We start from the raw sequence: 22,804 nt of genomic DNA, 5'->3' as shown, positions 1-22,804 counted from the left end.
AATGAAACTCTATAACCTTAAAGATCATAACGAGCAGGTCAGCTTCGCGCAGGCGGTAACTCAGGGGCTGGGCAAAAATCAGGGGCTGTTCTTCCCGCATGACCTGCCGGAATTCCAGCTGACCGAGATCGACGAGCTGCTGAAGCAGGATTTCGTCACCCGCAGCACCAAAATTCTGTCTGCGTTTATCGGCGACGAAATTCCGCAGGAGCTTCTGGAAGAGCGGGTGCGTGCGGCGTTCGCTTTCCCGGCGCCGGTGAAGCAGGTTGAGCCTGACGTTGGCTGCCTGGAGCTGTTCCACGGTCCGACCCTGGCGTTTAAAGACTTCGGCGGCCGCTTTATGGCGCAGATGCTGACCCACATCAGCGGCGACAAACCGGTGACCATCCTGACCGCGACCTCCGGCGATACCGGTGCGGCGGTGGCGCATGCCTTCTACGGACTGAAAAACGTCCGCGTGGTGATCCTCTATCCGAAAGGCAAAATCAGCCCGCTGCAGGAAAAACTGTTTTGTACGCTCGGCGGCAACATTGAAACCGTGGCGATCGACGGTGATTTCGATGCCTGCCAGGCGCTGGTCAAGCAGGCTTTCGACGACGAAGAGCTGAAGGTGGCCCTGGGTCTGAACTCTGCCAACTCCATCAACATCAGCCGTCTGCTGGCGCAGATCTGCTACTACTTCGAAGCGGTGGCGCAGCTGCCGCAGGAAGCGCGCAACCAGCTGGTGATCTCCGTGCCGAGCGGTAACTTCGGTGACCTGACGGCAGGTCTGCTGGCGAAATCCCTGGGTCTGCCGGTGAAACGCTTTATCGCGGCGACCAACGCCAACGACACCGTGCCGCGCTTCCTGAAAGACGGGAAGTGGGCGCCGAACGCCACGCAGGCGACGCTCTCCAACGCGATGGATGTGTCACAGCCGAACAACTGGCCGCGCGTGGAAGAGCTGTTCCGCCGTAAGATCTGGCGTCTGGGTGACCTGGGTTACGCCGCGGTGACGGATGAAACCACCAAAGAAACCATGCGCGAGCTGAAGGCGGTGGGGTATACCTCTGAACCGCACGCGGCGATTGCCTACCGCGCGCTGCGCGACCAGCTTAACCCGGGTGAATATGGCCTGTTCCTGGGCACCGCGCATCCGGCGAAGTTCAAAGAGAGCGTGGAAGCGATCCTGGGCGAAACGCTGCCGCTGCCGAAAGAGCTGGCCGAGCGCGCCGACCTGCCGCTGCTGTCACATGAGCTGCCCGCAGATTTTGCCGCGCTGCGTAAGCTGATGATGACGCGCGCGTGATTGTGTTGCCCGGTGGCGGCTACGCCTTACCGGGCCTACAACGACGAGCTCATCGTAGGCCGGGTAAGCGCAGCGCCACCCGGCTTTTTTGTGAAGAAATTAAGGAGAAATAAAGCAGGAAAAAAGCAGAAATTCCCAATAAATGCGGTCACTTAGCGTTTAGGATTGCAGAGAATAACATCCCCCGTTCCCCTCGCGTACTCTCCTTACATCGGCCCACGTTGGGCAAGAAGAATAAGGAGTCACCTGTGTCTACACTGAAACCTGCACTTATCGCGCTTTCACTGGTGCTGGCCGCCCCCATGGCGGTTCAGGCATCTGAAATTACCCTCGTACCGGCGGTCAAACTGCAGATTGGCGACCGGGATAACAACGGTCATTACTGGGACGGCGGCCGCTGGCGCGACCACGACTGGTGGAAGGCGCATTATGACTGGCGTGATAACCACTGGCGCCCACATGATGAGCATCGTAAACACGACGATCGTCACGATGACCATCACCACGATGACCGCCGCGACGATCGCGGCCCGGACTGGAAACGCCATTAATGCAAAACCCCGCCAGCTGGCGGGGTTTGTTTTTACTGCTCGTGGCGCTTAAACACCAGCTCGCCTTTCCCCGACGACGCCTCGTCAAAGAAATAGCCTTCGCTGTTAAATTTGGTTAACTGCTCCGGCTTCGTCAGGCGGTTCTGGATGATGTAGCGGCTCATCAGGCCGCGCGCTTTCTTAGCGTAGAAGCTGATCACTTTGAACTTACCGTTCTTCTCGTCGAGGAACACCGGTTTGATAATCTCCGCATCCAGCTTTTTCGGCTTCACCGACTTGTAGTATTCGTCGGATGCCAGGTTAATCACCACGTTATCGCCCTGAGCGTGCAGCGCCGCGTTCAGCTTGTCGGTAATGATATCGCCCCAGAAATGATACAGGTCTTTGCCTTTGGCATTTTCCAGGCGAATCCCCATCTCCAGACGATACGGCTGCATCAGATCCAGCGGGCGCAGTACGCCGTACAGACCCGACAGCATGCGCAGATGCTGCTGGGCAAAATCGAAATCGGCTTCGCTAAAATCTTCCGCCTGCAGGCCGGTGTAGACATCACCTTTAAACGCCAGAATCGCCTGGCGAGCGTTAGCCGGGGTGAAATCCGGGTGCCACTCGTGAAAGCGGGTCGCGTTAAGATCGGCCAGCTTGTCGCTGATGCTCATCAGCGAGGCGATTTGCGGCGCAGAGAGCTTACGCGCTTCGCGGATCAGCTGTTGCGAGTAGTCCAGCAGTTCAGGCTGGGTATAGCGCTCGGTGGCGAGCGGGCTCTGGTAGTCGAGCGTTTTTGCAGGTGAAATCAGAATCAGCATATCCAGTCCTTGCAGGAAATTTAGAGCGACTTTAGCAAAAAATCGCCCTGAATTGATCGATAGCTGTTATTGCCGCGGCAAATCATCCCACGTGCCGGGGGCAAGCTGCGCCTTAATATCGGGATAGCGGGCGGGATCAAATACCGGCGGAACGCCGAGTTTGCGCTGACGCAGATAGTCTCTGGCAATCAGGGTCACAACGGGCGAGAGCAGCAGGATAGCGGTGAGGTTCGTGATCGCCATTAGCGCCATAATGATATCGGCCAGCTGCCAGACCAGCGGCATACTGAGGAAGGAGCCAGCGATGATCATCAGAATGACCGCGAGCCGCAGGGCTCCGATTGCGGTACGGGAGTCGAGTTTCAGGAAAATAAGGTTATTTTCGGCGTAGAGGTAATTCACCACAATCGAACTGAAGGCAAACAGCACCAGGACGAGCGAGACAAATCCTGCTCCCCAGCCGCCGGTCAGGTTCACCAGCGCCTGCTGGAGAAGCTGTATCCCGGCGGTTCCAGAGGAGTGCGGGACGGGGCCTGCCAGCAGCAAAATCATGGCGCTGGCGGAGCAGATGATAATGGTATCGGTAAAGACGCCAATCATCTGCACAATGCCCTGTGCGGCCGGGTGTGGCGGCCAGGAAGAGGCGGCAGCGGCCGCGTTGGGGGTTGACCCCATTCCGGCTTCATTGGAGAACATGCCCCGCTGAAAACCCGCCATCAGCGCCTGGCTAAAGGTGTAGCCCAGCGCCCCGGAGGCCACTTCGCGCCAGCCAAAAGCGCTTCTGACGATTGTCGCAATCACGCCCGGCACCTGGTCGATATGCAGTGCGGCGACGAACAGGCTCGCGACAACCCAAAGCAGCGCCATAACGGGAACCAGCCACTGCATCAGGCGGGCAACGCCCCTGAGACCGGCAGAAATGGTGAGCAGAACGACGAGGGCTAAAGCAATACCGGCGACCCACTCCGGGCAGGAGAAGGCATAGCGCAGGGCATTGGCGACAGAATTTGCCTGGACGGTATTAAAAATAAGGCCGTACGCGAGCAGTAAAAAAAGCGAGAACAGAACGCCCATCCAGCGCATCCCCAAGCCACGCGCCATGTACCACGCGGGACCGCCGCGAAACTGGCCGTTTTTATCTTTCTCTTTATACAGCTGGGCGAGCGAACTTTCGGCAAAGGAGGTGGCCATCCCGAGTAGCGCCGTCACCCACATCCAGAAGACCGCGCCTGGCCCGCCGGCGCTGATTGCCAGCGCAACGCCCGCCAGATTCCCGCTGCCGAGGCGTGCCGCCAGGCTGGTACAGAGTGCCTGGAACGACGTTAATCCGCCCGGCTGGGGCGTAACGCTGTTTTTCAGACTTCTGCCAAACTTGCGAATATAACGAAACTGGATAAACCCACTGCGTAGCGTAAACCAAATACCTGCTCCCAGAAGCAGGTAAATCATTATCGAACCCCACAGGACTTCGTTAATAAAGAAAAAGAAATCAGGCATTAACGTCCCTCTTGTTGATGCCAAAGTGAATATGTAAGCGCTACCACTGATTGGGCATGCTGTTGCTTAGCAGCCTGTTAATCTTCCGAGTTTACCATACTCTACCTAAGCGCACTGTCTGCGGTTGCGCTACCCCTCCGTCGTGTTATCATCAGGGCAGACCGGTTACATCCCCCTAACAAGTAAACCTGTCATTTTTCCGCTGCAGACATGCTGTCGGTAGCGTGAATTATCCAGGGCACGTTAAAAGAGAAACACTATCATGACGGATAAATTGACCTCCCTTCGTCAGTTCACCACTGTCGTAGCTGACACCGGAGATATCGCGGCAATGAAGCTGTACCAGCCGCAGGATGCCACAACTAACCCTTCTCTGATCCTTAACGCCGCACAGATCCCTGAGTATCGCAAACTGATTGACGACGCAGTGACCTGGGCGAAAGCACAGAGCAACGACCGCGCGCAGCAGGTTGTGGATGCCACCGACAAACTGGCAGTGAACATCGGTCTGGAAATCCTGAAACTGGTTCCTGGCCGTATCTCTACCGAAGTGGATGCACGTCTCTCCTACGACACCGAAGCGTCTATCGCCAAAGCGAAACGTCTGATCAAAATGTACAACGATGCAGGCATCAGCAACGACCGTATCCTGATCAAACTGGCTTCTACCTGGCAGGGTATCCGCGCGGCAGAGCAGCTGGAAAAAGACGGTATCAACTGTAACCTGACCCTGCTGTTCTCCTTCGCGCAGGCGCGCGCATGTGCAGAAGCAGGCGTATACCTGATTTCTCCGTTCGTGGGCCGTATTCTGGACTGGTACAAAGCCAACACCGATAAGAAAGAGTACGCGCCGGCTGAAGATCCAGGCGTGGTTTCTGTTACTGAAATCTACGAATACTACAAACAGCACGGCTATGAGACTGTGGTTATGGGCGCAAGCTTCCGTAACGTCGGTGAAATCATCGAGCTGGCTGGCTGTGACCGCCTGACCATCGCCCCTGCGCTGCTGAAAGAGCTGGCAGAAAGCGAAGGTACCATCGAGCGTAAGCTGTCTTACACCGGTGAAGTGAAAGCGCGCCCAGAGCGCATCACTGAATCCGAGTTCCTGTGGCAGCACAACCAGGATCCAATGGCTGTAGACAAGCTGGCGGACGGTATCCGTAAGTTTGCTGTTGACCAGGGCAAACTGGAAAAAATGATCGGCGACCTGCTGTAATCATTCTGCGTGACCGGGCTCCCGGTCACGCGACTTCTTTCGTACCCTGTCTGAATCTCCTCTCTGCGTGTATCATTCCCTTTAATCAGTACTTTTCGAATGGAATGGATATGAATACCTTACGCATCGGCCTAGTGTCGATTTCTGACCGCGCCTCCAGCGGCGTTTACCAGGATAAAGGCATCCCCGCTCTGGAAGAGTGGCTTGGCAGCGCGCTGACCACCCCCTTTGACATTCAGACCCGCCTGATCCCTGACGAACAGCCGATCATCGAGCAGACGCTCTGCGAGCTGGTGGATGAGATGAGCTGCCACCTTGTTCTGACAACGGGCGGAACCGGCCCCGCGCGCCGCGACGTGACGCCGGACGCAACGCTGGCGATTGCCGATCGCGAAATGCCGGGCTTTGGCGAGCAGATGCGCCAGATAAGTCTACACTTTGTCCCGACGGCCATTCTTTCCCGCCAGGTGGGAGTGATCCGCAAACAGGCATTGATTCTGAACCTGCCGGGGCAGCCGAAGTCGATCAAAGAGACGCTGGAAGGGCTGAAAGCGGAAGATGGCAGCGTCCTCGTTCACGGCATCTTTGCAAGTGTACCGTATTGTATACAGCTCCTTGACGGTCCGTATGTGGAAACCGATGAGAAAGTGGTAGCAGCTTTTCGCCCGAAAAACGCACGTCGCGAAACAATCTCCTGAAATTAACCAATATGTGACATTAGCTGAAGCGGCGATGGCGTGGTAAAGCTTTTACGGTATAGTAATTTTTTCTTTACGATTGCTGTAAAAATAAATCCACAACACACGCATAATGGTTCGCTATGTCACATAACACCCGACCTCTGAATCGACAGGACTACAAAACCCTCACGCTCGCGGCCTTAGGCGGCGCGCTGGAGTTTTACGACTTTATCATCTTCGTCTTCTTCGCCGCCGTGGTGGGAAAGCTCTTCTTCCCGGCGGATATCCCGGAATGGCTGCGCCAGGTGCAAACCTTCGGCATTTTTGCCGCCGGGTATCTGGCGCGTCCGCTGGGCGGCATTATCATGGCCCACTTTGGCGATCTGGTCGGGCGTAAGAAGATGTTTACCCTTAGCATCCTGCTGATGGCCGTGCCGACGCTGGCTATTGGTCTGCTGCCCACCTATGCCTCGATGGGTATTTTCGCTCCGTTGCTGCTGTTGCTGATGCGCGTTCTTCAGGGCGCGGCGATTGGCGGTGAAGTGCCGGGCGCGTGGGTGTTTGTCGCGGAGCATGTTCCGGCGCGCCGCATTGGAATCGCCTGCGGAACCTTAACCGCGGGCTTAACGGTAGGGATTTTGCTCGGTTCCGTCGTCGCGACAATTGTAAACACCAGCATGACGCAGCAGGCCGTGCACGACTGGGGCTGGCGTATTCCGTTCCTGCTGGGCGGGGCGTTTGGTCTGGTCGCGATGTACCTGCGCCGCTGGCTGCAGGAGACGCCGATTTTCCTCGAGATGCAGAAGCGCAAAGCGCTGGCGCAGGAGCTGCCGGTGAAGGCGGTCGTGGTACGCCATAAAAAAGCGGTGGTGGTGTCGATGCTGCTCACCTGGCTGCTCTCGGCGGGCATTGTGGTGGTGATATTGATGTCCCCGGTGTGGCTGCAAAAGCAGTACGGTTTCGCCCCTGCCGTGACGCTTCAGGCGAACAGTATCGCGACAATCATGCTCTGCTTTGGCTGTCTGGCCGCCGGGCTGGCAGCAGATCGTTTCGGTGCCAGCGTTACCTTTATCGTCGGTAGCCTGTTACTGGCCACATCAAGCTGGGCGTTTTACCATCTGGCAGGCAGCCATCCTGAACAGCTGTTCCTGCTGTACGGCGTGGTAGGGCTGTGCGTGGGCGTTGTCGGAGCGGTACCGTACGTGATGGTCCGCGCGTTCCCGCCGGAGGTACGCTTCACCGGGATCTCATTTTCCTACAACGTGTCGTATGCCATTTTCGGCGGGCTTACGCCGATTGCGGTGACGGTGCTGATGGGCGTTTCGCCGATGGCGCCAGCCTGGTATGTACTCGCGCTCTCGCTGATGGGGCTGGGATTAGGGATTTGGCTGGGGCAGATGAAGGGATGTCGTGCCCGCGAAGCGGACACGACAGAGGGATCAGTGTTTTTCACCAATCGGTAGAATGGTGCGGTCAAACTGTTCGTTCAGCACTTCACCCATTGCGAGGTAGATAGCGCTTGCGCCGCAAACCAGGCCAATCCAGCCTGCAACATGAACGATGCCTTCGCTATCCACCAGGTGACCGATCGCCAGCAGGGCGAACAGCACGGTCAGGCTCAGGAAAACGAACTGCAGCATGCGGTTACCTTTCAGGGTACCGAAGAACATGAACAGGGTGAAGATGCCCCACAGGCCCAGGTAAACGCCCAGGAAGTGGGCGTTTGCCGCGTCAGCCATGCCCATTTTAGGCAGCAGCAGAATGGCAACCAGGGTCAGCCAGAAAGAACCGTAAGAGGTGAAGGCGGTTAAGCCGAAGGTATTGCCTTTCTTATATTCCAGCAGGCCCGCGAAGATTTGCGCGATACCGCCGTAAAAAATGCCCATCGCCAGGATGATGCCATCCATCGGGAACATCCCGATATTGTGCAGGTTCAGCAGGATAGTGGTCATGCCAAAACCCATCAGGCCCAGCGGAGCCGGATTAGCCAACTTAGTGTTGCCCATAAGTCCTCAAAAAAATCATCATTAATATGGTGAAATGGTTAAACCCGCGTCAGTTCTCCCTGACTGGGCGCGGCATCATAATGGGCGCAATCGGTGGCGTCTATGATCTCATCAGGGTGAAATTAAAATTTTTTTTATGCTTGCCCCTTGATGGATGCCGTCGCGACCCCATCTTGTAGTCAACCGCAGTGTGTGGACCTGAAAAAAATCAAATCTGGGCAGTTGAAAAAGCACGTTCTGCCCTTATTACAGGTACACAACCACATGTTGACTGAATTTTTAGTGGAGACGTTTAGATGGGTAAAATTATTGGTATCGACCTGGGTACTACCAACTCTTGTGTAGCGATTATGGATGGCACTACTGCACGCGTGCTGGAGAACGCCGAGGGCGATCGCACCACGCCTTCTATCATTGCTTATACCCAGGATGGTGAAACTCTGGTTGGTCAGCCGGCTAAACGTCAGGCAGTGACAAACCCGCAAAACACCCTGTTTGCGATTAAACGCCTGATCGGCCGCCGCTTCCAGGACGAAGAAGTTCAGCGTGACGTTTCCATCATGCCTTACAAAATCATCGCGGCAGATAACGGCGATGCATGGCTTGATGTGAAAGGCACCAAAACTGCACCACCGCAGATTTCTGCTGAAGTGCTGAAAAAAATGAAGAAAACCGCTGAAGATTACCTGGGTGAACCGGTAACTGAAGCTGTTATTACCGTTCCTGCGTACTTCAACGATGCTCAGCGTCAGGCAACCAAAGATGCTGGCCGTATCGCAGGTCTGGAAGTAAAACGTATCATCAACGAACCAACCGCTGCTGCACTGGCTTACGGTCTGGATAAAGAAGTTGGCAACCGTACTATCGCGGTTTACGACCTGGGTGGTGGTACTTTCGATATCTCTATTATCGAAATCGACGAAGTTGATGGCGAAAAAACCTTCGAAGTTCTGGCAACCAACGGTGATACCCACCTGGGCGGTGAAGACTTCGATACCCGTCTGATCAACTACCTCGTTGACGAGTTCAAGAAAGATCAGGGCATTGACCTGCGTAACGACCCGCTGGCCATGCAGCGCCTGAAAGAAGCCGCTGAGAAAGCGAAGATCGAGCTGTCTTCCGCTCAGCAGACCGACGTGAACCTGCCGTACATCACTGCAGATGCGACCGGTCCTAAACACATGAACATCAAAGTGACCCGTGCGAAACTGGAAAGCCTGGTGGAAGACCTGGTGAACCGTTCAATCGAGCCGCTGAAAGTTGCCCTGCAGGACGCTGGCCTGTCCGTATCCGATATCCAGGACGTTATCCTGGTGGGTGGTCAGACGCGTATGCCAATGGTTCAGAAGAAAGTGGCTGAGTTCTTTGGTAAAGAGCCACGTAAAGACGTTAACCCGGACGAAGCGGTCGCAATCGGTGCTGCGGTTCAGGGTGGCGTACTGACCGGTGAAGTTAAAGACGTACTGCTGCTGGACGTTACCCCGCTGTCTCTGGGTATCGAAACCATGGGCGGTGTGATGACTGCGCTCATCAACAAAAACACCACCATCCCAACGAAACACAGCCAGGTGTTCTCTACCGCTGAAGACAACCAGTCTGCGGTAACCATCCATGTGATTCAGGGTGAGCGTAAGCGTGCGGCGGATAACAAATCTCTGGGTCAGTTCAACCTGGACGGTATTAACCCGGCACCGCGCGGCATGCCGCAGATCGAAGTCACCTTCGACATCGATGCTGACGGTATCCTGCACGTGTCTGCGAAAGACAAAAACAGCGGTAAAGAGCAGAAGATCACCATCAAGGCATCTTCTGGCCTGAACGAAGCGGAAATCGAAAAAATGGTTCGCGATGCCGAAGCTAACGCGGAATCCGACCGTAAGTTCGAAGAGCTGGTTCAGACCCGTAACCAGGGTGACCATCTGCTGCACAGCACCCGTAAGCAGGTTGAAGAAGCAGGCGATAAACTGCCAGCGGAAGACAAGACTGCTATCGAAGCTGCACTGAGCGCGCTGGAATCCTCACTGAAAGGTGAAGATAAAGCGGACATTGAAGCGAAGATGCAGGAACTGGCGCAGGCTTCTCAGAAGCTGATGGAAATCGCTCAGCAGCAGCACGCTCAACAGCAGGCGGGCGCTGACGCTTCGGCGAACAACGCGAAAGACGACGACGTTGTCGACGCTGAGTTCGAAGAAGTTAAAGATAAAAAATAATCGCCCTGATGCAGGGTAATTAATCGGCACGGGCGTAGGAGAACTCTCCACGCCCGTGCTCGCATGTTAAGGGGCTTAAAAAAACCAATGGCAAAGCAAGACTATTACGAGATTTTAGGCGTTCCGAAAACTGCGGAAGAGCGTGAAATCAAAAAGGCGTACAAGCGCCTGGCCATGAAATTCCACCCGGACCGTAACCAGGGTGACAAAGAGGCTGAAGCCAAATTTAAAGAGATCAAAGAAGCCTACGAAGTCCTGACCGATGCACAAAAACGTGCGGCCTATGACCAGTACGGTCACGCAGCCTTTGAACAGGGCGGCATGGGCGGCGGCGGCTTTGGCGGCGGCGCTGACTTCAGCGATATCTTTGGCGATGTATTTGGCGACATCTTTGGCGGCGGCCGTGGTCGTCAGCGCGCGGCGCGCGGCGCGGACCTGCGCTACAACATGGAGCTGACGCTGGAAGAGGCCGTTCGCGGTGTCACCAAAGAGATCCGTATCCCTACGCTGGAAGAGTGTGACGTTTGCCACGGCAGCGGCGCGAAAGCGGGCACACAGCCTCAGACCTGTCCAACCTGTCACGGCTCTGGTCAGGTACAGATGCGCCAGGGCTTCTTCGCGGTACAGCAGGCCTGTCCGCACTGTCACGGTCGCGGCACGCTGATTAAAGATCCGTGCACCAAATGCCACGGCCACGGTCGCGTTGAGAAAACCAAGACCCTGTCCGTTAAAATCCCGGCTGGCGTCGATACGGGCGACCGCATCCGTCTGGCCGGTGAGGGCGAAGCAGGTGAGCACGGCGCACCGGCAGGCGATCTGTACGTTCAGGTTCAGGTCAAGCAGCACGCCATCTTTGAGCGTGAAGGTAATAACCTGTACTGCGAAGTGCCGATCAACTTCGCGATGGCGGCACTCGGTGGTGAAATCGAAGTGCCTACGCTGGACGGTCGCGTGAACCTGAAAGTGCCTGGGGAAACCCAGACCGGCAAGCTGTTCCGCATGCGCGGAAAAGGCGTTAAATCCGTTCGCGGTGGCGCGCAGGGCGATCTGCTGTGCCGCGTCGTCGTGGAAACGCCGGTTGGCCTGAACGACAAGCAGAAACAGCTGCTGAAAGAACTGCAGGAGAGCTTTGGCGGCCCGACGGGCGAGAAAAACAGCCCGCGTTCCAAAAGCTTCTTCGATGGCGTCAAAAAATTCTTCGATGATTTGACTCGCTGATTCGTTAGCTGGTTTTCATCTTCTCAAAGCCCGGAAGCGATTCCGGGCTTTTTTATTTGCGCGTATAGCTCGGTTAAACTGAGTCTATACTCAACATTAATCTGTTTTTGCCGAGCTATTTGGCTTGGTATTATGGTTTTATCGAGGTATTGTTGTAAAAGAGAGAACGTAAATGAAATTACTACACCGTTTCTTTAGCAGTGAGGCGTCCGGTGGCGTGATCCTGATTATTGCCGCAGCGGCCGCGATGGTGCTGGCTAACCTTGGCATCACGCAGGATCTCTACCATGCATTTCTGGAAACGCCCGTTGAGCTGAAGGTCGGGGCGCTGGAAATTAATAAGAACATGCTGCTGTGGATCAACGATGCGCTAATGGCGGTGTTCTTCCTGCTGGTGGGTCTTGAGGTTAAGCGCGAGCTGGTGCTGGGCTCGCTTGCCAGCCGCCAGCGCGCGGCGTTTCCGGTGATCGCAGCGATCGGTGGAATGGTCGTTCCGGCGTTGCTCTTCCTGGCGTTCACCTGGCAGGATCCTGTTGCGCGTGACGGCTGGGCGATCCCGGCCGCGACGGATATCGCCTTTGCGCTCGGTGTCTTAGCCTTGCTCGGTAGCCGCGTGCCGGTGGCCCTGAAAATCTTCCTGATGGCGCTGGCGATCATCGATGACCTGGGCGCCATTGTGATTATCGCGCTGTTCTACACCAGCGATCTGTCGATCCTGTCCCTGAGCGTCGCCGCCGGGGCGATTGCGGTGCTGGCGCTGCTGAACATCTTCAATGTTCGCCGCATCGGTATCTATATCCTGGTGGGGATGGTGCTGTGGACGGCGGTGCTGAAATCCGGCGTGCACGCCACGCTGGCAGGCGTGATTGTGGGCTTCTTCGTGCCGCTTAAACCACAGGACGGCAAGTCGCCTGCCAAACAGCTGGAGCATGTGCTGCACCCTTGGGTTGCCTTTATGATCCTGCCGCTGTTTGCGTTTGCCAACGCGGGCGTTTCCCTCGGCGGCGTGACGCTGGACGGGCTGACGTCCGTGCTGCCGCTGGGCATTATTGCCGGGCTGTTTATCGGTAAGCCGCTGGGCATTAGCCTCTTCTGCTGGCTGGCGACGAAGCTGAAGCTGGCGTCATTGCCGCATGGCACCACGTTTTCGCAAATTATGGCCGTCGGCGTGCTGTGTGGAATCGGGTTTACGATGTCGATCTTTATTTCGACACTGGCGTTTGGTACGCATGCGCCTGAGCTTATCGTCTGGGCTAAACTCGGCATTCTCATCGGGTCATTACTGGCCGCGGTAATCGGTTATACCTTGTTGAAGGTGAAGTTGTCCGGACAGGCCGTCCAGGCATAACGGAACACCGGGAGGAGGCGATCCTTCTCCCGATACACACTCAGGGAGAGAAGACGCGATGTCTCATTTAAATTACAACCATCTGTACTACTTCTGGCACGTCTACAAACAGGGTTCGGTGGTGGGAGCAGCAGAGGCGCTCTACCTGACGCCGCAAACCATCACCGGGCAAATCAAGGCCCTGGAAGAGCGTCTGCAGGGCAAGCTGTTCAAGCGTAAGGGGCGTGGGATTGAACCCAGCGAACTGGGTGAACTGGTGTTCCGCTATGCGGACAAAATGTTCACCCTGAGCCAGGAGATGCTGGATATCGTCAACTACCGCAAAGAGTCGAACCTGCTCTTTGACGTGGGCGTGGCGGATGCGCTGTCCAAGCGGCTGGTGAGCGGCGTGCTGGATGCGGCGGTAGTCGAAGATGAGCAAATCCACCTGCGCTGCTTTGAATCCACCCACGAGATGCTGCTGGAACAGCTGAGCCAGCACAAGCTGGACATGATTATCTCGGACTGCCCGATCGACTCCACCCAGCAGGAAGGGCTGTTCTCGGTGAAGATTGGCGAATGTGGCGTGAGCTTCTGGTGCATTAATCCGCCGCCGGAAAAACCTTTCCCCGCGAGCCTTGAAGAGCGTCGCCTGCTGGTGCCGGGAAGGCGTTCCATGCTCGGACGCAAGCTGCTGAACTGGTTTAATTCGCAGGGGCTGAAGGTAGAAATCCTCGGTGAGTTCGACGATGCGGCGCTGATGAAAGCCTTTGGCGAAGCGCATAATGCGATCTTCGTTGCGCCGACGCTGTACGCGCACGATCTCTATTCGGACGACAAGATTACGGAGATAGGCAGAGTGGACAACGTGATGGAGGAGTACCACGCCATATTTGCCGAACGAATGATTCAGCACCCGGCGGTGCAGCGAATCTGCAACCGTGACTACTCGGCGCTGTTTACGCCACCGGCAATCTGAAGGCATAAAAAAACCCGCGTTAAGCGGGTTCTTTAAACAAGCAACAACAAGTAGCGATTAAGCCAGTTTGTTGATCTGCGCGGTCAGGTTTGCTTTATGACGCGCTGCTTTGTTTTTGTGGATCAGACCTTTAGCAGCCTGACGATCCACGATTGGTTGCATTTCGTTAAATGCGTTCTGCGCTGCAGCTTTGTCGCCTGCTTCGATTGCTGCGTATACTTTCTTGATGAAAGTACGCATCATAGAGCGACGGCTTGCGTTGTGCTTACGAGCCTTTTCAGACTGAACGGCACGTTTCTTAGCTGATTTGATATTAGCCAAGTCCAACTCCCAAATATGTTCTATGTGGACAATTCAAAGGCCGAGGAATATGCCCTCTTTGCCTTCTTTTGTCAATGGATTTGTGCAAATAAGCGCCGTTAATTAGCGACGCTACGTTACGTAGTGATGGCGCAGGATTCTACCAGCTTGTCTTCCCTGAATACAGCCTTTCGGCATAAAAATCGCAGTTCACGAGCAGATTTTTTCGCTGCGAAAGGTCAGCCTGATGAAATCATTACGGCTTTCTGTTTTGCGCGAACAATCGCCGGTTAACCTTAACCGCTGTACAAGGTATACTTTGGCGATTTTCACTGTTTTGAGCCAGACATGAAGCTGATACGCGGCATACATAATCTCAGCAGCGCGCCACACGGGTGCGTGCTGACTATTGGTAATTTCGACGGCGTGCATCGTGGTCATCAGGCGCTGTTGCAGGGATTGCGAAAAGAAGGGGAGGCCCGTGGCCTGCCCGTTGTAGTGATGATTTTCGAGCCGCAGCCGCTGGAATTGTTTGCGGGCGATAAATCTCCCGCCCGACTCACTCGCCTGCGCGAGAAATTGCGCTATCTGGCGGAGTCCGGCGTGGACTATGTATTGTGTTTACGTTTCGATCGTCGCTTTGCCGCGCTGACAGCACAAAATTTCGTCAGCGACCTGCTGGTTAAGCGTCTTGGCGTACAGTTTCTTGCCGTGGGCGATGATTTCCGCTTTGGCGCTGGTCGTCAGGGCGATTTCTTGCTATTACAGAAGGCTGGTCTGGAGTACGGATTTGACGTCACCAGCGCGATGACCTTCTGCGAAGGCGGCGTGCGCGTCAGCAGCACGGCGGTGCGTCAGGCGCTGGCTAATGATGACCTGGACACGGCAGAAACCCTGCTGGGCCATCCGTTCACCATCTCTGGCCGCGTGGTCCATGGCGATGCGCTGGGCCGCACGATAGGCTTCCCGACGGCGAATATACCGCTGCGTCGTCAGGTTTCCCCGGTTAAAGGGGTGTATGCGGTGGAAGTGGCAGGACTGGGCGATAAGCCGTTCTACGGCGTCGCCAACATTGGCACGCGTCCGACCGTCGCCGGTGTGCGTCAACAGTTAGAAGTGCACCTGCTGGACGTTGTAATGGACCTCTATGGTCGCCATATAGATGTGATACTGCGTAAAAAAATACGCAACGAGCAGCGATTTGGTTCGCTGGATGAACTAAAAGCGCAAATTGCGCGAGATGAATTGACGGCCCGCGAGTTTTTTGGGCTTTGAACCCGGCTTAACTGCCTACGTGATAAATACGGAACCGAGAATCTGATGAGTGACTATAAATCAACCCTGAATTTGCCGGAAACAGGGTTCCCGATGCGCGGCGATCTCGCCAAGCGCGAACCGGGAATGCTGGCGCGTTGGACCGATGATGACCTGTACGGCATCATTCGTGCAGCCAAAAAAGGCAAAAAAACCTTCATTCTGCATGATGGCCCTCCATATGCGAATGGCAGCATTCATATTGGTCACTCGGTTAACAAGATTCTGAAAGACATTATCGTGAAGTCCAAAGGCCTCACGGGATATGACTCGCCTTACGTTCCGGGCTGGGACTGCCACGGTCTGCCAATCGAGCTGAAAGTGGAGCAAGAGTTTGGCAAACCGGGTGAGAAGTTCACCGCCGCCGAGTTCCGTGCGAAGTGCCGCGAATACGCAGCCACGCAGGTTGACGGTCAGCGCGCTGATTTCATCCGTCTGGGCGTGTTGGGCGACTGGTCGCACCCATACCTGACCATGGATTTCAAAACTGAAGCCAACATCATCCGTGCGCTGGGTAAAATCATCGGTAACGGCCACCTGCACAAAGGCGCTAAGCCGGTGCACTGGTGCGTGGACTGCCGCTCTGCGCTGGCAGAAGCGGAAGTTGAATATTACGACAAAACCTCTCCGTCTATCGACGTGGCGTTCAACGCTGTCGATCAGGATGCTGTGAAGGCTAAATTTGGCGTCTCCTCGGTAAACGGCCCGATCTCTTTGGTTATCTGGACCACCACCCCGTGGACCCTGCCGGCGAACCGCGCGATCTCCCTGTCCGGTGAGTTCGAATACGCGCTGGTTCAGATTGATGGTCAGGCGGTTATCCTGGCGAAAGATCTGGTTGAGAGCGTGCTGAAGCGCGCGCATATCACCGACTACACCGTGCTGGGCACCGTGAAAGGCGACGCGCTGGAGCTGACGCGCTTCAAACACCCGTTCCTGGACTTCGACGTTCCGGCGATCCTGGGCGACCACGTGACGCTGGAAGCGGGTACCGGTGCTGTACATACCGCCGGTGGCCATGGTCCTGACGACTACAACATCAGCCTGAAGTACGGTCTGGAAATCGCTAACCCGGTTGGCCCGGACGGATCTTATCTGCCTGGCACCTACCCGGCGCTGGACGGTATCAACGTCTTCAAAGCGAACGACATCATCGTCGACATGCTGCGCACCAGCGGCGCGCTGCTGCACGTTGAAAAAATGCAGCACAGCTATCCGTGCTGCTGGCGTCACAAGACCCCGATCATCTTCCGTGCGACCCCGCAGTGGTTCGTCAGCATGGATCAGAAAGGCCTGCGCGAGCAGTCTCTGAAAGAGATCAAAGGCGTGCAGTGGATCCCTGACTGGGGCCAGGCGCGTATCGAATCCATGGTGGCTAACCGTCCTGACTGGTGTATCTCCCGTCAGCGTACCTGGGGCGTGCCGATGTCTCTGTTCGTGCATAAAGAGACGCAGGAGCTGCACCCAAACACCCTGGAACTGATGGAAGAAGTGGCGAAGCGCGTCGAAGTTGACGGTATTCAGGCGTGGTGGGATCTCGACTCCCGCGACATCCTGGGCGCTGACGCAGACAACTACGAGAAAGTGCCGGATACCCTGGACGTGTGGTTCGACTCCGGGTCTACCCACTCTTCCGTGGTTGACGTGCGTCCGGAATTTGCCGGTCACGCTGCCGATATGTATCTGGAAGGGTCTGACCAACACCGCGGCTGGTTCATGTCATCTCTGATGATCTCCACCGCCATGAAGGGTAAAGCGCCTTACCGTCAGGTACTGACTCACGGTTTCACCGTGGATGGTCAGGGCCGTAAGATGTCCAAATCTATCGGTAACACCGTTTCTCCGCAGGATGTGATGAACAAGCTGGGCGCAGACATTCTGCGTCTGTGGGTAGCCTCAACCGATTACACCGGCGAAATGGCGGTGTCTGACGAGATCCTGAAGCGTGCTGCCGACAGCTATCGTCGTATCCGTAACACCGCGCGCTTCCTGCTGGCGAACCTGAACGGGTTCGATCCGGCAAAAGACATGGTGAAACCGGAAGAGATGGTGGTGCTGGACCGCTGGGCGGTAGGCTGCGCGAAAGCGGCGCAGGAAGATATTCTGAAAGCCTATGAGTCTTACGACTTCCACGAAGTGGTGCAGCGCCTGATGCGCTTCTGCTCCATCGAGATGGGCTCGTTCTACCTCGACATCATCAAAGACCGCCAGTACACCGCGAAAGCGGACAGCGTGGCGCGTCGTAGCTGCCAGACCGCGCTGTTCCACATCGCAGAAGCGCTGGTGCGCTGGATGGCGCCGATCATGTCCTTCACCGCGGATGAAATCTGGGGCTACCTGCCGGGCGACCGTGAGAAGTATGTGTTCACGGGCGAGTGGTACGAAGGTCTGTTCGATCTCTCCAGCACCGAAGCGATGAACGATGCCTTCTGGGACGAGCTGCTGAAAGTGCGTGGCGAAGTGAACAAGGTTATCGAGCAGGCGCGCGCGGACAAGAAAGTCGGCGGCTCTCTGGAAGCGGCAGTTACGCTGTATGCCGAACCGGAGCTGGCGGCGAAGCTGACGGCGCTGGGCGATGAATTACGATTTGTCCTGTTGACCTCCGGTGCGAAAGTTGCGGATTATGCCGAAGCTTCTGCTGATGCTCAGCAGAGCGAACTGCTCAAAGGACTGAAAGTCGCGCTGAGCAAAGCCGACGGTGAGAAATGCCCGCGTTGCTGGCATTACACCACTGATGTTGGCCAGGTGGCGGAACACGCAGACATCTGCGGACGCTGTGTAAGCAACGTCGCCGGTGACGGCGAAAAACGTAAGTTTGCCTGATGAGTAAAACTCTCTGTTCAACAGGACTGCGCTGGCTGTGGCTGGTTGTGGTGGTGCTGATTATCGATCTGGGCAGCAAGTTCCTGATCCTCCAGAATTTTGCTCTGGGGGAGACGGTTCCGCTGTTCCCGTCGCTTAACCTGCACTACGCGCGTAACTACGGCGCAGCGTTTAGTTTCCTTGCCGACAGCGGTGGCTGGCAGCGCTGGTTCTTTGCGGGTATCGCTCTCGGTATCTGCGTGATCCTCGCGGTGCTGATGTACCGCTCGAAGGCCACGCAAAAGCTGAATAACATTGCCTTCGCGCTGATCATTGGCGGCGCGCTGGGCAACCTGTTTGACCGTCTGTGGCACGGCTTTGTGGTCGATATGATCGACTTCTACGTCGGCGACTGGCACTTCGCGACCTTTAACCTGGCCGATACGGCAATTTGTATCGGTGCGGCGTTAATCGTGCTGGAAGGCTTCTTGCCTAAACCGGCCGCGAAAGAGCAGGCGTAACACACTCGCCCGGTGGCGTAATGCTACCGGGCAAAACAAGCGAGCAATTTGCATGTCTAAATCCGTACAGAGCAACAGCGCGGTTCTCGTTCACTTCACGCTGAAGCTGGATGACGGCTCCACGGCCGAATCCACCCGCAATAACGGCAAACCGGCCCTGTTTCGTCTTGGCGATACCTCCCTGTCTGAAGGTCTTGAGCAGCAGCTTCTGGGCCTGAAAGAGGGAGAGAAAAAAGCCTTTTCGCTTGAGCCGGATGCCGCGTTTGGCGTGCCGAGTCCGGACCTGATCCAGTATTTCTCGCGCCGCGAGTTTATGGACGCGGGTGAACCGGAGATCGGAGCGATTATGCTCTTTACCGCTATGGACGGCAGCGAAATGCCTGGCGTGATCCGCGAGATCAACGGCGACTCTATTACCGTTGACTTCAACCATCCGCTTGCCGGGCGTACCGTTCATTTTGATGTTGAAGTGCTGGAAATCGATCCTGCACTGGAGGCCTGAAATGCAGATCCTGTTGGCTAACCCGCGCGGCTTTTGCGCCGGTGTAGACCGCGCTATCAGCATTGTTGAAAACGCGCTGGAGATTTACGGCGCGCCGATTTATGTGCGTCACGAAGTGGTGCATAACCGCTACGTGGTCGACAGCCTGCGCGAGCGCGGCGCCATCTTCATTGAGCAGATCAGCGAAGTGCCGGACGGTGCGATCCTGATCTTCTCCGCGCACGGCGTCTCGCAGGCGGTACGCAACGAGGCGAAAAGCCGCGACCTGACCGTATTCGATGCCACCTGTCCGCTGGTGACAAAAGTGCATATGGAAGTGGCGCGCGCCAGCCGTCGTGGTGAAGAGTCGATTCTGATTGGCCATGCCGGGCATCCGGAAGTCGAAGGCACCATGGGCCAGTACAGCAACCCGGAAGGGGGTATGTATCTGGTTGAGTCGCCTGAAGATGTGTTAACGCTGAACGTGAAAAATGAAGCCCGTCTGTCGTTTATGACCCAGACGACGCTCTCCGTAGACGATACCTCAGACGTGATTGACGCCCTGCGCCAGCGCTTCCCGAAAATCGTCGGTCCGCGTAAGGATGATATCTGCTACGCGACCACTAACCGTCAGGAAGCTGTGCGCGCACTGGCTGAACAGGCGGATGTGGTGCTGGTGGTCGGCTCCAAAAACTCCTCTAACTCCAACCGTCTGGCCGAACTGGCGCAGCGCATGGGGAAAATGGCTTTCCTGATTGATGACGCGTCGGATATTCAGGAAGCGTGGGTTAAGCATGCGGGCTGTGTCGGCGTGACGGCCGGGGCGTCTGCGCCAGATATTCTGGTACAGAACGTCATTTCCCGTCTGCAGGAACTGGGCGGTGGCGAAGCGGTGCCGCTGGAAGGACGTGAAGAGAACATCGTTTTCGAAGTCCCGAAAGAACTGCGCATCGACGCCCGCGAAGTCGAATAGTCCTTTTTCTGATGAAAGGCCAGCACCTCCTGTGCTGGCCTTTTTTTTACCCGTTACTTTATCGTGACGACAAAATCATGTCTTTTACTGATATTTAAGTCGGTTTCACGTTAAATTCTAATTATCGGTGTTTTCAGTTGGCAGTGCTTCTCAAGGCTGGTTAATCTGAAAACGGTTTACATCATTTTAACGTAAGAGAATAACTATGCATGATGCACAGATCCGTGTCGCCATTGCGGGCGCGGGTGGACGTATGGGCCGTCAGCTTATTCAGGCGGCACTTCAGATGGATGGCGTCGCGCTTGGCGCGGCACTGGAGCGTGAAGGTTCGTCGCTTCTGGGGACCGATGCCGGTGAGCTGGCAGGCGCAGGCCACACGGGCGTTACCGTGCAAAGCAGCCTGGAGGCGGTAAAAGAGGACTTCGATGTCTTCATCGATTTTACCCGCCCGGAAGGGACGCTCGCGCATCTGGCGTTTTGTCGTCAGCACGGCAAGGGGATGGTGATCGGCACCACCGGTTTTGACGATGCGGGCAAGCAGGCTATCCAGGATGCATCAAAAGAGATTGCGATTGTCTTCGCGGCGAACTTCAGCGTGGGCGTTAACGTCATGCTGAAGCTGCTGGAGAAGGCCGCGAAGGTGATGGGCAACTATACCGATATCGAGATCGTAGAAGCTCACCACCGTTACAAAGTTGATGCGCCATCGGGTACGGCGCTGGCGATGGGCGAAGCGATTGCTCATGCACTTGATAAAGATTTAAAAGACTGCGCGGTCTATACGCGTGAAGGTTACACCGGCGAACGCGTTCCTGGCACCATTGGTTTCGCAACCGTGCGAGCGGGTGACATCGTCGGCGAACACACGGCGATGTTCGCCGATATTGGCGAACGCGTCGAAATTACGCATAAAGCCTCCAGCCGAATGACGTTCGCCAACGGCGCCGTACGTTCCGCTTTGTGGCTTAAAAACAAGAAGGATGGCCTTTTTGATATGCGAGATGTGCTCGATCTCAACAATTTGTAAGCATTATTACCCATCGTGATGTGGTTATTGCAGTCGTAATTGTTTGATTGCATAGGGCAATATTTTATTGCCCTTTTATTTTATCTGTTTTATAGCGTATTTTTGTTTAAGTCTCTAAATATCTCTCTCTTGTGGCGTTTTAACGTTACTGAAATGTAAATTTTGACCATCTGGTCTACTTTATAGTGCTGCACCATCTCATTTTTCATTAAACCAGGCGCGCAAGCGTTTTCCGCAGTGATTTACCTGATCTTTTTGTCGCTTAAGCCGCATTCCACTCGCCAGACTTGCAAAAGAGTAAACAAAATATCCGTTTTAAGTTGACTTTTACCCACCAAATCCCCAGAATGCCGCCGTTTGCCAAAAATCCGCTGGCAACACATTTGCATTGATCCATGACATGCTATGAATTAATATGCAAATAAAGTGAGTGAATATTCTCTGGAGGGTGTTTTGATTAAGTCAGCGCTATTGGTTCTGGAAGACGGAACCCAGTTTATCGGTCGGGCCATAGGGGCAACGGGTTCGGCGGTTGGGGAAGTCGTTTTCAATACTTCAATGACCGGTTATCAAGAAATCCTCACTGATCCTTCCTATTCTCGCCAAATCGTTACTCTTACTTATCCTCATATCGGCAATGTCGGCACCAATGCGGCTGACGAAGAATCTTCTCAGGTACATGCGCAAGGCCTGGTCATCCGCGACCTGCCGCTGATTGCCAGCAACTTCCGCAATACCGAAGACCTCTCTTCTTACCTGAAGCGCCATAACATCGTGGCGATTGCCGATATCGATACCCGTAAGTTAACGCGTCTGCTGCGCGAGAAGGGTGCACAGAACGGCTGCATCATCGCGGGTGATAACCTCGATGCGACGCTGGCGCTGGAAAAAGCGAAAGCCTTCCCGGGCCTGAACGGCATGGACCTGGCGAAAGAAGTGACGACCGCTGAAGCCTACAGCTGGACTCAGGGTAGCTGGACGCTGGAAGGCGACCTGCCGGAAGCGAAAAAAGAGAGCGAGCTGCCGTTCCACGTGGTGGCCTACGATTTCGGCGCCAAGCGCAACATCCTGCGCATGCTGGTTGACCGCGGCTGCCGCCTGACGGTGGTTCCGGCACAAACGTCTGCCGAAGACGTGCTGAAGATGAATCCGGACGGTATTTTCCTGTCCAACGGTCCTGGCGACCCGGCGCCGTGCGATTACGCCATCGCCGCCATCAAGGCCTTCCTGGAAACCGACATCCCGGTATTCGGCATCTGTCTTGGCCATCAGCTGCTGGCGCTGGCGAGCGGTGCGAACACCGTTAAGATGAAGTTCGGCCACCACGGTGGTAACCATCCGGTGAAAGACATCGACAACAACACGGTGATGATCACCGCGCAGAACCACGGCTTTGCCGTCGATGAAGCCTCGATGCCCGCTAACCTGCGCGTGACCCATAAGTCGCTGTTCGATGGCACCCTGCAGGGGATTCATCGCACCGATAAGCCAGCATTCAGCTTCCAGGGTCACCCGGAAGCCAGCCCGGGCCCACACGACGCCGCGCCGCTGTTCGATCACTTCATCGAACTTATCGAGCAATACCGTAAGACCGCTAAATAATCAGGA

At 55.7% G+C, this 22,804-nt stretch carries 20 protein-coding genes and 1 pseudogene; 17 read left to right on the top strand and 4 right to left on the bottom strand.

Annotated elements, in window-relative coordinates; translation table 11 throughout:
* The first annotated feature begins 1 nt into the window (after position 1).
* On the top strand, positions 2-1,288 hold the full coding sequence (gene thrC / locus ACERY3_RS14425) for a threonine synthase (protein ID WP_039260864.1): 1,287 nt from the start codon (positions 2-4) through the stop codon (positions 1,286-1,288).
* A 248-nt stretch (positions 1,289-1,536) separates the two neighbouring features.
* A complete protein-coding gene (locus ACERY3_RS14420; RefSeq protein ID WP_058840517.1) occupies positions 1,537-1,839 on the top strand; it encodes a DUF2502 domain-containing protein in 303 nt (100 codons plus the stop codon).
* A 32-nt stretch (positions 1,840-1,871) separates the two neighbouring features.
* On the opposite strand, the gene yaaA is transcribed toward ACERY3_RS14420, so the two are convergent.
* Positions 1,872-2,645: a peroxide stress protein YaaA gene (yaaA, locus tag ACERY3_RS14415; protein ID WP_039260860.1), complete on the bottom strand. Its 774-nt coding sequence runs from the start codon at positions 2,643-2,645 to the stop codon at positions 1,872-1,874.
* 66 nt (positions 2,646-2,711) lie between these two features.
* Positions 2,712-4,142, bottom strand: a complete 1,431-nt coding sequence (locus ACERY3_RS14410) for a sodium:alanine symporter family protein (RefSeq protein ID WP_319876549.1) — start codon at positions 4,140-4,142, stop codon at positions 2,712-2,714.
* A 262-nt stretch (positions 4,143-4,404) separates the two neighbouring features.
* On the opposite strand from ACERY3_RS14410, the gene tal reads away from it, so the two are divergent.
* The 3 genes from tal to ACERY3_RS14395 all read left to right on the top strand — a co-directional run bounded on the left by tal (position 4,405) and on the right by ACERY3_RS14395 (position 7,501).
* Entirely contained in the window at positions 4,405-5,358 is a 954-nt protein-coding gene (gene tal / locus ACERY3_RS14405) for a transaldolase (RefSeq protein ID WP_023310342.1), read from the top strand.
* A 110-nt stretch (positions 5,359-5,468) separates the two neighbouring features.
* Entirely contained in the window at positions 5,469-6,056 is a 588-nt protein-coding gene (gene mog, locus ACERY3_RS14400; RefSeq protein ID WP_023310343.1) for a molybdopterin adenylyltransferase, read from the top strand.
* A gap of 122 nt (positions 6,057-6,178) precedes the next feature.
* Positions 6,179-7,501 (top strand): MFS transporter, encoded by a 1,323-nt coding sequence (locus ACERY3_RS14395; protein ID WP_373225899.1) that lies wholly within the window; start codon positions 6,179-6,181, stop codon positions 7,499-7,501.
* Here the strand turns inward: ACERY3_RS14395 and satP are convergent.
* Positions 7,478-8,044 (bottom strand): acetate uptake transporter, encoded by a 567-nt coding sequence (gene satP, locus ACERY3_RS14390; RefSeq protein WP_058840521.1) that lies wholly within the window; start codon positions 8,042-8,044, stop codon positions 7,478-7,480. The two genes, ACERY3_RS14395 and satP, sit on opposite strands and share 24 nt — an antisense overlap.
* A 296-nt stretch (positions 8,045-8,340) precedes the next feature.
* Between satP and dnaK the strand changes: the two genes are divergently transcribed.
* The 4 genes from dnaK to nhaR all read left to right on the top strand — a co-directional run bounded on the left by dnaK (position 8,341) and on the right by nhaR (position 13,778).
* Entirely contained in the window at positions 8,341-10,254 is a 1,914-nt protein-coding gene (dnaK, locus tag ACERY3_RS14385; RefSeq protein ID WP_023310346.1) for a molecular chaperone DnaK, read from the top strand.
* 87 nt (positions 10,255-10,341) lie between these two features.
* Positions 10,342-11,472, top strand: a complete 1,131-nt coding sequence (gene dnaJ / locus ACERY3_RS14380; protein ID WP_290094455.1) for a molecular chaperone DnaJ — start codon at positions 10,342-10,344, stop codon at positions 11,470-11,472.
* Positions 11,473-11,644: 172 nt separating this feature from the next.
* Positions 11,645-12,820 (top strand): Na+/H+ antiporter NhaA, encoded by a 1,176-nt coding sequence (gene nhaA / locus ACERY3_RS14375; protein ID WP_039260856.1) that lies wholly within the window; start codon positions 11,645-11,647, stop codon positions 12,818-12,820.
* 58 nt (positions 12,821-12,878) lie between these two features.
* Positions 12,879-13,778 (top strand): transcriptional activator NhaR, encoded by a 900-nt coding sequence (gene nhaR, locus ACERY3_RS14370; protein ID WP_373225898.1) that lies wholly within the window; start codon positions 12,879-12,881, stop codon positions 13,776-13,778.
* A gap of 57 nt (positions 13,779-13,835) precedes the next feature.
* Here nhaR and rpsT read toward each other — a convergent pair whose 3' ends face one another.
* On the bottom strand, positions 13,836-14,099 hold the full coding sequence (rpsT, locus tag ACERY3_RS14365; protein ID WP_003856458.1) for a 30S ribosomal protein S20: 264 nt from the start codon (positions 14,097-14,099) through the stop codon (positions 13,836-13,838).
* Between the two features lie 101 nt (positions 14,100-14,200).
* Between rpsT and ACERY3_RS14360 the strand changes: the two are divergent.
* The 8 genes and pseudogenes from ACERY3_RS14360 (at position 14,201) to carA (ending at position 22,798) form a co-directional block, all read left to right on the top strand.
* Positions 14,201-14,419, top strand: a pseudogene (locus ACERY3_RS14360) (DUF2575 domain-containing protein).
* 7 nt (positions 14,420-14,426) lie between these two features.
* Entirely contained in the window at positions 14,427-15,353 is a 927-nt protein-coding gene (gene ribF / locus ACERY3_RS14355) for a bifunctional riboflavin kinase/FAD synthetase (protein ID WP_023310350.1), read from the top strand.
* A 45-nt stretch (positions 15,354-15,398) separates the two neighbouring features.
* Positions 15,399-18,215, top strand: a complete 2,817-nt coding sequence (gene ileS / locus ACERY3_RS14350) for an isoleucine--tRNA ligase (protein WP_058840523.1) — start codon at positions 15,399-15,401, stop codon at positions 18,213-18,215.
* Positions 18,215-18,715 carry a signal peptidase II gene (lspA, locus tag ACERY3_RS14345; protein WP_058840524.1) on the top strand — a complete coding sequence of 167 codons (501 nt, stop codon included), beginning with the start codon at positions 18,215-18,217 and terminating at the stop codon, positions 18,713-18,715. Before ileS ends, lspA begins: the two co-directional genes overlap by 1 nt.
* A gap of 52 nt (positions 18,716-18,767) precedes the next feature.
* Positions 18,768-19,217 carry an FKBP-type peptidyl-prolyl cis-trans isomerase gene (fkpB, locus tag ACERY3_RS14340; protein ID WP_003856450.1) on the top strand — a complete coding sequence of 150 codons (450 nt, stop codon included), beginning with the start codon at positions 18,768-18,770 and terminating at the stop codon, positions 19,215-19,217.
* A 1-nt stretch (position 19,218) separates the two neighbouring features.
* Complete coding sequence (gene ispH, locus ACERY3_RS14335) at positions 19,219-20,169, top strand: 4-hydroxy-3-methylbut-2-enyl diphosphate reductase (protein WP_058840525.1); 951 nt, start codon at positions 19,219-19,221, stop codon at positions 20,167-20,169.
* Between the two features lie 205 nt (positions 20,170-20,374).
* On the top strand, positions 20,375-21,196 hold the full coding sequence (gene dapB, locus ACERY3_RS14330) for a 4-hydroxy-tetrahydrodipicolinate reductase (RefSeq protein ID WP_029740868.1): 822 nt from the start codon (positions 20,375-20,377) through the stop codon (positions 21,194-21,196).
* Between the two features lie 453 nt (positions 21,197-21,649).
* Positions 21,650-22,798, top strand: a complete 1,149-nt coding sequence (gene carA, locus ACERY3_RS14325) for a glutamine-hydrolyzing carbamoyl-phosphate synthase small subunit (RefSeq protein WP_219940520.1) — start codon at positions 21,650-21,652, stop codon at positions 22,796-22,798.
* The last annotated feature ends 6 nt before the right edge of the window (positions 22,799-22,804 follow it).

The sequence above is a fragment of the Enterobacter cloacae complex sp. ESBL7 genome (genome assembly GCF_041679625.1).
Lineage (GTDB): Bacteria > Pseudomonadota > Gammaproteobacteria > Enterobacterales > Enterobacteriaceae > Enterobacter > Enterobacter asburiae_B.
This window is presented reverse-complemented; position numbering and strand designations above follow the sequence as displayed.